Origin of the sequence: Moraxella oculi (assembly GCF_023336735.1) — a bacterium.
GTDB classification, from domain to species: Bacteria; Pseudomonadota; Gammaproteobacteria; order Pseudomonadales; family Moraxellaceae; genus Moraxella; species Moraxella oculi.
Genome location: NZ_JAMBAQ010000013.1, coordinates 44,044 through 54,378, shown reverse-complemented (window position 1 = coordinate 54,378; position 10,335 = coordinate 44,044). Strand labels below are relative to the sequence as shown.

7 protein-coding genes and 2 pseudogenes are annotated in these 10,335 nt (G+C 41.7%); 6 read left to right on the top strand and 3 right to left on the bottom strand.

All coding sequences use genetic code 11. From position 1 onward, the window contains the following. Nucleotides 1-1,351: filamentous hemagglutinin N-terminal domain-containing protein (locus M2R47_RS07130; protein WP_249100989.1), on the bottom strand; the 1,351-nt coding region annotated here is incomplete at its 3' end. A gap of 135 nt (nt 1,352-1,486) precedes the next feature. On the opposite strand from M2R47_RS07130, the gene M2R47_RS07125 reads away from it, so the two are divergent. After that, nucleotides 1,487-3,526: a ShlB/FhaC/HecB family hemolysin secretion/activation protein gene (locus tag M2R47_RS07125; protein ID WP_249100987.1), complete on the top strand. Its 2,040-nt coding sequence runs from the start codon at nt 1,487-1,489 to the stop codon at nt 3,524-3,526. Between the two features lie 948 nt (nt 3,527-4,474). Here M2R47_RS07125 and M2R47_RS07120 read toward each other — a convergent pair. Then, nucleotides 4,475-5,026: pseudogene (locus M2R47_RS07120) on the bottom strand (IS607 family transposase); the annotation flags it as partial. A 187-nt stretch (nt 5,027-5,213) separates the two neighbouring features. On the opposite strand from M2R47_RS07120, the gene nqrM reads away from it, so the two are divergent. The 4 genes and pseudogenes from nqrM to M2R47_RS07100 all read left to right on the top strand — a co-directional run bounded on the left by nqrM (nt 5,214) and on the right by M2R47_RS07100 (nt 7,309). Beyond that, complete coding sequence (gene nqrM / locus M2R47_RS07115; protein WP_249100984.1) at nt 5,214-5,480, top strand: (Na+)-NQR maturation NqrM; 267 nt, start codon at nt 5,214-5,216, stop codon at nt 5,478-5,480. Nucleotides 5,481-5,525: 45 nt separating this feature from the next. Next, nucleotides 5,526-6,138: pseudogene (locus M2R47_RS07110) on the top strand (IS607 family transposase). Then, nucleotides 6,135-6,758: a helix-turn-helix domain-containing protein gene (locus M2R47_RS07105; protein ID WP_249100981.1), complete on the top strand. Its 624-nt coding sequence runs from the start codon at nt 6,135-6,137 to the stop codon at nt 6,756-6,758. The pseudogene M2R47_RS07110 and the gene M2R47_RS07105 overlap by 4 nt, the downstream one beginning before the upstream one ends. Continuing rightward, nucleotides 6,686-7,309 (top strand): RNA-guided endonuclease InsQ/TnpB family protein, encoded by a 624-nt coding sequence (locus M2R47_RS07100; protein WP_249100978.1) that lies wholly within the window; start codon nt 6,686-6,688, stop codon nt 7,307-7,309. The genes M2R47_RS07105 and M2R47_RS07100 overlap by 73 nt, the downstream gene beginning before the upstream one ends. A gap of 275 nt (nt 7,310-7,584) precedes the next feature. On the opposite strand, the gene rlmB is transcribed toward M2R47_RS07100, so the two are convergent. Then, nucleotides 7,585-8,412, bottom strand: a complete 828-nt coding sequence (gene rlmB, locus M2R47_RS07095; protein ID WP_283162931.1) for a 23S rRNA (guanosine(2251)-2'-O)-methyltransferase RlmB — start codon at nt 8,410-8,412, stop codon at nt 7,585-7,587. Nucleotides 8,413-8,609: 197 nt separating this feature from the next. On the opposite strand from rlmB, the gene recN reads away from it, so the two are divergent. Next, a complete protein-coding gene (recN, locus tag M2R47_RS07090; RefSeq protein ID WP_249100975.1) occupies nt 8,610-10,328 on the top strand; it encodes a DNA repair protein RecN in 1,719 nt (572 codons plus the stop codon). Nucleotides 10,329-10,335: the final 7 nt, after the last annotated feature.

Genomic DNA, 10,335 nt, shown 5'->3' with positions numbered 1-10,335 from the left:
TATTTCTTAGGCGTTGGTTGTGTTGGGCGAAACTTGACAGATTACCCATGGCTGACATGTTGGTATTATCATAGCTAAGAGAACCTTGCAGGTTGGCAATCGTCAATCTGCCTTTGGCAGTTAAGGTGCTGTCTTTGAATATGGCTGATGAGCGGCGATGGGTCGCCTCTACATTGCCAGTAACCACCGCTTGAATATCGCCACCAGCTGTCAAGCTACTGCCATTAATCGCAAGTTTTTGTTTGGCGGTGAGCAAAAGATTGTTGTCGCTGGTGAGAGTGGCGTGATGAGTGATGATTTGATTGGCATCAAGTTGTACGCCTTGCTTTGCCTGTATGTTGGTGCTTTTATCTGATTGTTCATCACCAAGCTCAATACTGGCATGACTGCCCAAGCGAATCACACCCAGCTTAGCATCACTTTGACCCGTATGAGTGATTTTACCATCGGTGGTGATGACAAGGTGATGCTTGGCAGTCAGATGACCCGCTTGGTTCACACCCAGCCCCTTGTCTGTGCCGATCAGACTGATGCTACCTGCAGACATGCCACCCAACTCTTTGACATCAATGGCAATCTGAGCAGGCTGACTGATGGGACTTGTGCTTTCATCGTCATTGATGCGGGTGATCTTTGCTGTGTCTGTGATTTGGTTGGACCCTGTTACTGTGGTGATGGCATGATCTGCTTGAATTTGTGCGTTGATGTTGGCGGTTTTGCTGTACAAATTAACCAAGTCAGCATTTTTATTGGCACCACCCAAACCAACAGCAGCAGTGCTGATGCCCTTGGGGGATTGTATTTGGATTGTTCCTTGGGTGATGTGATGAGTCAGTTGGCCTTGGTCGTTATGTATGCTTCCTGTAGAGAGGGTTGCCTCATGCACATTGATGAACCCAGCACCAGCAACATTGATGCCTGATGGGTTGGCAATGATGAGATTGGCCTTTTGTCCAGCAACTTCAAGTACACCATCAAGCTGGCTAGGCTGATTGCTGCGTACCTCATTGATGATGGTATGAGCCTCACCTTGCTTTAAAAAAGGATTGGCCCTCACCACACCTGCCAGTTGAGTGTAAGCACCTTGTCTTGAGTTGTTTAATACCACACCTTGCATATCCACATCAAACTGTGTGTATTTATTGTGAGAGATGCCGTGCTTGGGAGTTTGAATCTGAACAATCGGTATGTGTTGCCCATTGGCATGAGAAACTGCGATGATGGGTTTTTGAGCACTGGGAGAAGTGGGGTCTGTGTTGATGGTGGCGAAGGCGGAATGGTTCGCTGACAAAGTAAGTAAGATGCCGACATGGAGTGATGAGAAGCTAAAAAGTTTGTTTGACTGTGACATAAAAATCCGTTTTTAATGTTACTGTGTTGTTTGTCAAATTATAAATTCATTGCTATAAAATTGCAATTAGTTTGATGTTATTGTATTATTCTAACTGTTTATTATCATTTTAAGCAAACTGGGTAATTCTGGCTCATGCGAATCACAACTTTTACTATTGCTTCTTTGACAATCATCCATGCGATACATTTTAGTGATGCATGGGCTCAGACTCACACCATCAAACCAAACACATTCACACTCACTGATGATCTGCGTCAAGCAGCATCAGTACACTTATCGCAGCAGAATTTACAAGCTTCCAGCAACAGCATTGACTTCAATGCCGACCACATCAAGCCAACCAACATCTCTCATCCAGACTGGCACACCTCCAAAGATGATGGTCCATGCTTTGTGGTTAATGAGATTGATTTTGTGATTGATGATCCCAAAATGATGCGTGGCAATTTGAGCAATTTATTAACACCTTTACTTGATTGGCAAAAACCAACTTATGCTCTTGGGCGCTGTATTAACAATCACAACCTATCCATCATCATTGACATTGCACATAACGAACTATTAAAACGCGGTTATTTAACCAGCAGCATCACTGTTGATGACCAAGATTTACTCACACAAAAACTCATCTTGACAGTTAAATTAGGTAAAATTCAAGATATTGTGCTGACCGATTCACAAAAGACGCCTTTTTACATTTATAGTGCCATCCCCATCAAGCCCAACCAAGCCCTTCGCTTATCGGATTTAGAGCAAGGCTTGGACACACTCAAACGCATCGATCCAAAAGCAACAGCACAGATCATGCCAAGCGACTCTAACCGATTTACCAGTGACATCACTCACAGCAATAAAAGCTCTCCTGGACTAAGCGATCTTGTCATCAACATGAATCGTCATCAAAGTGCGGTTTTTGGTGTCAGTATTGATAACAGTTTATCAAAAAGTTATGGCAAATATCTCACTACTGCCAATATTCGTGCTAATAATCTGTTGCGCATCAATGATGAGTGGCAAATTTCTGTTAATTACCCATTGGTAAGGCTTGCAGACATGATCCAAAATAATCTTGGCACACAGATAAATAAGGACAGACAAACCAATTATCACGCATCCTTATCAAGCACTCATGGCCTTTACAAATTCTCCATTGCGCACAGCCACCATCAGTATAAGCACTTTATTGAAGGACTTAACGCCCCTTTAACCTATCATGGCACCAGTCAAACCAGTACCATTGGTTTATCACGCTTAATGCATCGTAATAGTCATCAAAAAACCGAAGGGTATATCAAAGCCAATCATAAAAGAAGTGCCAATTATATTGATGATGTTAATATCGAAGTTCAAAATCGACGCACGACAGGCTATAATCTTGGCATCATTTATCAGCACCACCTTTTTAAAGGAGGCTATCTTTATGCCAATCTAGACTACAAGCATGGGGTCGGAGCACTAAAAGCAATGCCTGCCCCCGAAGAGAGCATTCATGATGCTTTTGGGCGACAGATGCCTAGCGAAGGACATGCCAAAGCTCCTATCTGGTCACTACACACCAGCTTCCAAAAGCCATTTAACATCACCGTAAAACACAAGGGACATATTCAAGATTTTAACCAAAACACGCATCAAACAAGATCCCTTAGTCAAACACCCATCCTCCTATCCTATACCGCTAAAGTGCAAGCACAATATGCCAAACAAACTCCCGTGCCATCTGATCTATTCTATTTGGGTGGTAGAAATAGCATTAAGGGCGTCAAAGAGGGAAATTATTTATCAGGTGAACACGGATTTAGCTTGTCTCAAGAAATCGCCTGGCGACCATCGTACATCATCAGTCAAAAGTTGGGAATGAGTTCTCATAACATACAACCATACGCCAGCATTGACCAAGGTTATGTCTATGGGCAAAATACCATTAAGAACCAACGCTACATGCTGGCTGGTGCCATCGGATTAAGGTATTATTTTCAACGAAATACAATGCCAAACAAACAAAATCAAGGTTTTGGTTTTAAAGGTAATCAACTGCATCCATCAGCAAGTATCGATTTAAATAATCAACCTGCCACAGCCTATCTAGACCTATTTATTGGTAAAAGCATTAAGACGCCCACCTTCATAAAAAAAGAAACCGTCATTGGGGTGAATGCTGGTTTTGATTTTTAATGTGGGATAATGTGGGATAATGTGGGATAATGTGGGATAATGTGGGATAATGTGGGATAATGTGGGATAATGTGGGATAATGTGGGATATTGACACACCAATTCGTTTGTCCATCAATCATGAATTCAGCACAGATGATTGTTGTCATAGTTACAAAAACAATAAAAATATAGTCAATTTACCATCATTAATATTTCAAGACATTAACCGTCTTTGGCGTACTACACACCTGTATTGGGTCAAATTTTAAATCCCCAATTACTTTTCTTAAAATGTTCAATGCTCCATTAACATCAACATTAATAAGTTTACTTTGTGCGGATTTGAATAAGCCCCTACAAACTCGCTTGTCCAAATAAGTGCTTTGTTTTGCAAGTGATTCATTATCCAAAAGCCACATTTACTGGTGTAGCTTTCTTCACTAGCAATCACTTGAATACCAAAATCCACCGAAAGAATGCGAATGGGTCTACATTCTTGATTTGCAAATCTTTTGTTTTATAAACAATCTTAACATCATAACCATTAGCCACTTTTGACTTCTTGTAGATTATCATAAGTCATTTTGTCTTTTAGTTTGTCAAAATTGGTAGAAATGGGTTTTGTTCTGTCAAAAGGACTAAGGGTTAAAATGCCTTGTCTTAAATCTGCCCTACTGACGGCTTGTTTGGTAAAGATGATGTTGGCACGACCTTTTGTTTATCAAGGTATTTGGGAATGTTTGGTTTGCTGGTTTACCTTTCTTGGAATGGCAACATAATCGGCTTACTTATTTTGAGTAAAGTTGTTAATTAAGACAAAGTCATTTAGGATCTTATTGTCATTAAAGAATGTTTGGCGATAAGCATACAAAGCAGAGTTTTTAAGATTTTTGCACAAAAACGCATAGTCATCAATCACTTTAATAATGGATTGGGTGTTTGATAAAAATGCTTGTAGTTAGGTGCATTAGTCGTTTGCCTTTTGCAGTTCTTTGATAAACTGTTCGGTTTTTCTTATGGTGCATCTTAATCCATAAAGCCTTGCACAAAATGGAGTGATGATGGCAGTAAAATCCACCATTAAATCATCTCTTGGACCTTCCACATTATTAACCACTTCAATGTTTCTGTTTTGCATGGCAAGCAATGTTTCAAGATAATCAAGATAATTAAAACCAAAACGAGTTAAGCGGTCTTTATACTCAACAATGATAAGGTTTAAACTTGGGTCTTTGAGCAGGGCAACAAGTTTGGGGCGATTACCATTTAAACCACTACCCACTTCCTTAACCACTTTGCCAACTTGGTAACCACGAGCATTGGCGTAGGCAATAAGGCGGTCAGCTTGACTGTCTAGGTTTACCTTATTTTCACTTGATGACACACGGCAGTAGATACAAACATTAGTCTGTACAAGTTCATCTTGTATGTCATCAATGATAAGCACACCGCCTGTTTCGGTGCGTTCGGATTTGACTTTACCAGCCTTGACCCCGTTCCAAACGGTGCAATACTGTACTTTTTTTGATTTTAGCGTATTCGGATATTTTGTATTTCATCATAATGGTAAAATACATTTAAATTTACTATATCATACTATTGTTAGTTGATGCAAAGATACTGGCAACAAACCCAATACGGCTGGCTTTTTTAAAAAAAGTCTTTATAATACTGTGTCAAACCCATCATTGACAAAGAGGTCAATCATGTCTGATTTCGTTCATCAATTTCTTCCCATATTTTTTGTGAGCTTTGGCGTGTTTGTTTTGTTTTTTTTATTCATGGGCGTAGGATACATGATAAAAAAGCAACCTCTTAAGGGCTCTTGCGGCGGTGTTGCCACATTGATGGGCGATGAGTATTGTCAATTCTGTGGCAATGACCCCAACAAATGCGACAGCCTGACCGAAGAGGATAAAAAGGTCATGCTCGCTAATAAGACCACTTTGGACAAACTTGCCAAAAAAGCCTAAGGGCAAAAAAACAGCTAATTGAAATCTACTCTATAATGTGTAATTATGAATAGATTGATTGTTATTAACGAAGCTTCAAAACGACTTGGCGTATCTATTTCCACTTTGCGGAGGCGGGACGAAACTGGCGTGCTTGTCGCAGAACGCACCCAAAGGTCATCGCAGGTACGATACTAATAAGCTACGCCCTAATTTTTACCATAATCTACCAATGCCAAACCGCAAAACGGTTCGCTACGCACGAGTATCCAGCCACGACCAAAAAGATGATTTAGACCGTCAGATAGGTGTGCTTGAACTATACTATGCCAGTCAAGGCTGAACATTTGAAATCGTGAATGATTTAGGCTCTGGTATGAACTACCACAAAAAAGGCTTAAAACAACTGCTTGACGGCATCTTAAATGATGAAATTGGGCGTTTGGTTTTAACCCACAAAGACCGCCTATTACGCTTTGGTTCGGAACTTATCTTCGCTCTATGCGAAAGAAAGAATGTGGAAGTTGTCATTATCAGTCAAAGCGAAAACCTATCCTTTGAAGAAGAGTTGGCTCAAGATGTGTTAGAAATCATCACCGTATTTTCCGCTCGTCTGTATGGTTCACGCAGTAAGAAAAATAAAAAAGTGTTAGAAGCTGTTAAGGCGGTGTTAGAATGACCGCCATTCGTGGACACATCATTGAACTAAAACCCAATCACAAACAAGCCACTTATTTTAAAAAGGCTTGCGGTGTTGCCAGATTTGCTTATAATTGGGGATTGGCGGCGTGGAAAAAGCAATACGAACAAGATAAACAATATCGTGATGATTGCCTAGCCAAAGGCATACAAATTGACGAAAGCAAACTCAACAAACCCACACAAGGCAAATTAAGAAAACAGCTTAATGCCATCAAACGCACCCAATTCCCCTTTATACTAGAAGTTACCAAATGCTCTCCCCAACTTGCCATTATGCAACTAGGAGACGCATTCAAACGCTTTTTTAAGGGTGAAAGTGGTTATCCACAGTTTAGAAAGAAAGGCATAAATGACCGTTTTAGTCTTTCCAACGACCAATTTAAATTAAAACTTAAAAAAGACAAACCTTTCATTCAAATTCCCAATTTGGGACTTGTTAAAATGCGTAAAACTTACGCTTTGATGGCAAAATCCTATCCGCCAAAGTCTTTACCAAAGGTGGTAAATGGTTTGTATCCATTGCGGTGGAATTACAAGATTTACCCAATCATCTTTTACTCAAAGAAAAAACGAATAAATCTGTTGGCATTGATTTAGGCATTACCGACCTTGCCACACTTTCAACAGGAGAAAAGATACAAGCACCAAAACCTTTAAAGAATAAACTTAAAAAACTTCAAAGATTATCAAAACAACTTAGCCGTAAACAAAAAGGCTCCAACAATCGTGAAAAGGCAAAAACCAAGCTCTCACGATTGCATTACAAAATCAGCTGTATCAGAAAAGACTTTTTGCACAAACTCACCACTGATTTGGTAAAACGATTTGATGTGATTTGTCTTGAAAACCTAAATATCAAAAGTATGGTAAAAAATCGCAAACTAAGCCGTGCTATCAATGATTTAGGGTTTTACGAACTTAAAAGGCAACTCATCTACAAAGCAAATCAATGGGGCAAGACACTCAAAGAATTGGACAGATTTTATCCATCAAGCAAAACCTGCTCTTGTTGTGGTGTTAAGTTATATGAATTACCTTTATCTGTTAGAAACTGGACTTGCCCCAATTGTCAAACCAATCACGACAGGGATATTAACGCCAGTATCAACATTTTACACAAAGCGGATAAGGTTTTAACCTTATCTTAACAAAAACCTTGGCGGGTAAGTTCTATCCCCAATTTTAAAATGCCTATGGAGCTTATGTAAGACCTGCGCCAAATGGCAAGGGCAACAAGCGATGAAGTAGGAAGAAAACGCTAAATTTGCCTTTGGTAGGTTTTTTGGAACGGTTGACAGTCATCATGTGCCAGCCATCTTAATGACATTACTCATCTTTTTAAGTCTGGCACATCTGCCATTCTTCATACTCATGTTTCACATGGAACATACGGTAACTTATGCGACATTCCCAGACAAAAGAGTTAGCCTCTGCTCACTCTTTGTCTTGCCACCTCATACAGCACCATGCCTGTAGCCACGCTGACATTGAGGCTTTGCGGACGATTTGGATTGTCAGACATGGGGATATAAACCAATGTGTCACAGTACTCTTGAGTAAGCCTACGCATACCATCACCCTCTGACCCCATGATGATGGCGACTTTTCCGCCAAAATCACACTCATGAAGTGGCGCGGCCGTCTCATCAAGTGCCGTACCAAAGACAAACACACCTGCCTTTTTGAGCTTTTCTAGACTGCGTGCCAAATTGGTAACAGCAATCACAGGAATCACCTCTGCTGCACCCACAGAGACCTTAGCGACGGTTGGAGTAATCGACACACTTTGATGCTTAGGAATGATGACCGCATCCACGCCCATCGCACTCGCCGAACGCAAACAAGCTCCCAAATTGTGAGCATCGGTGATTTGATCCAGCACCAAAAACAACGCATTGGGATTATCCACCAGATTCTCGATCTCACCCTCATCATACATTTTGGGTAATCGTGCTGCCACAACCACGCCTTGATGCTGATGACTGTCGCACAGCTTGGTCAATTTATCTTTGTGTGCCATTTGCACACTCACACCATTACTCTTGGCAAAAGTGATGAGTTCTTCGTGCGTCTGGCTAACACCTGTTTCTTTTAACTGTACAAATAAAGTCAACGCATCTTGTGGACGATGTTTTAACAACGCCATTACCGCATGCACACCATAAAAGTGTGCCAGACGATCTTTGGCGGCCTTGCCTTTTTTAGGAGATGGCTGATGTGCATGATAAGGGGCTTTTTTTGGTTTTGACATGAGCATGCCTATTGTTAGAAAAATCGTTGTTATTGTGGCAAATTTATGCCAAATTGTCAAAACACCCAGCAACCCACCCATGGTTTCATACGATTACTTTTGAACGAAAATTTTACCCATAAACGCTTGTATAAATTGCCAAATTCGCATAAATTTATTATCATAACCCATTGCTTTTTTATGGAAAACACACCATCATGCTGGTCTCTTTAAGCCTAAATAACTTTGCCCTCGTCGAAAAACAAGAAGTGGACTTCGACGGACGATTCAATGTCATCACAGGTGAAACGGGTGCTGGTAAGTCGCTGGTACTAGACGCCCTATCATTGTGTGCAGGGGGGCGTGCCGACAGTGGCGTTGTCCGACATGGCTGCGATGAAGCAAGTGTATTTGGAGAATTTGACATCACTGGTAATGACGAAGTTGTGGCATGGTTTGCCAAGCACGAGCGAGAGCTTGAAGAAGATACCCTACTCATTCGCCGAAAAATCAGTGCGCAAGGTCGGTCAAAATCATGGATTAACGGTGTGCCAGCAAGCATCAGTGAGTTAAAATCCCTTGGGCAAATTTTAGTCAATATTCACTCACAACACGCAGGCTTAGAACTGCTAAAATCTCAATTTGTGGTTGACTGGCTGGATAAAATTGGCAATCTCAATCACTTAAAAATCGCTACCAAAGATGCCTATCACGCATGGCAGAGCATCAAAAAACATGCCGATGAGGTCAAATCCGTATCGACGCAGAGGGCTGATCGCATGGCACTGCTATCCGCCAAACTGACTGATATTGAACCATTATTGACTGTCAATTTTGCAGAGCTTGAAAGCGAATATGATGAACTCTCCAATCTAGAAACGCTGATGGGACAGGCGGTTGCAGCAGTCAACTGCTTAGATGGTGATGGTAATAACCCCAGTGTACTCAGCCTGCTGGGTCGTGCCATACGCATCTGTGACAACAATGCCGATAAAAGCAAAGCATTTAACGAATGCAGTCAATTATTAGCACTGGCCCAAGAGCAGATCATGGATGCTGGTGCAAAACTTGCTGATTATGCCGAACAGTCCTTGCCAGATGAAGAGCGCCTGCACGAATTAAATGGTCTATTGACTTTGGCTCACAGATTATCAAACAAATATCACACACCAATCACCAAGCTACTAAGTGATGCTGACAGCTGGCAAAAAGAGCTTGACGCACTACAAGCCCTACCCGATGATGACATGTTAGATGCTCAAGTCCAAGAGGCTTATGAGTACTATCTTGATGCTGCAGAAGTATTAAACGACGCTCGCATGAACATCGCTCCAACCATTTGCAAACAACTGCAATCTCGTTTGATGCCGTTGGCGTTGCCCAATGCCCGCTGTGAATTTACCTTTGATGCCAAAGACCCCAGTCAATATGGCATGCATGGCAAATACGACATTGCCTTATTATTTAGTGCCAATATTGGCACACCCTTACAACAACTACATAAGGTCGCCTCAGGGGGCGAGCTGTCTCGCATGGCACTTGTCATGCAAGTGATGGTGGCAGGTGGTGGCGATTTGAGCAATCGACCCATACTGGTATTTGATGAGGTGGATGTGGGCATCAGTGGTGGTACGGCACAAGTGGTAGGAGAGCTGCTTCGCAGCCTAGGTAAGCATCAACAGCTGCTGGCCATCACACATCAAGCCCAAGTCGCCGCCGCCGCTCATCGCCACATTTTGGTACATAAAGATCATGGCGAACAGACCACAAGTAAGCTAAGCGTCATCACAGGAGAGCATCAGATTGATGAGCTTGCCAGAATGTCTGGAGGGGTCAATATTACCGAAGCAACCCGAGCACATGTTAAAAGCCTACTTCATGACATCACCCATGCCAGCACCGCACCCCATTCTAACAAAAACATCACAATAAAATGATACAGAC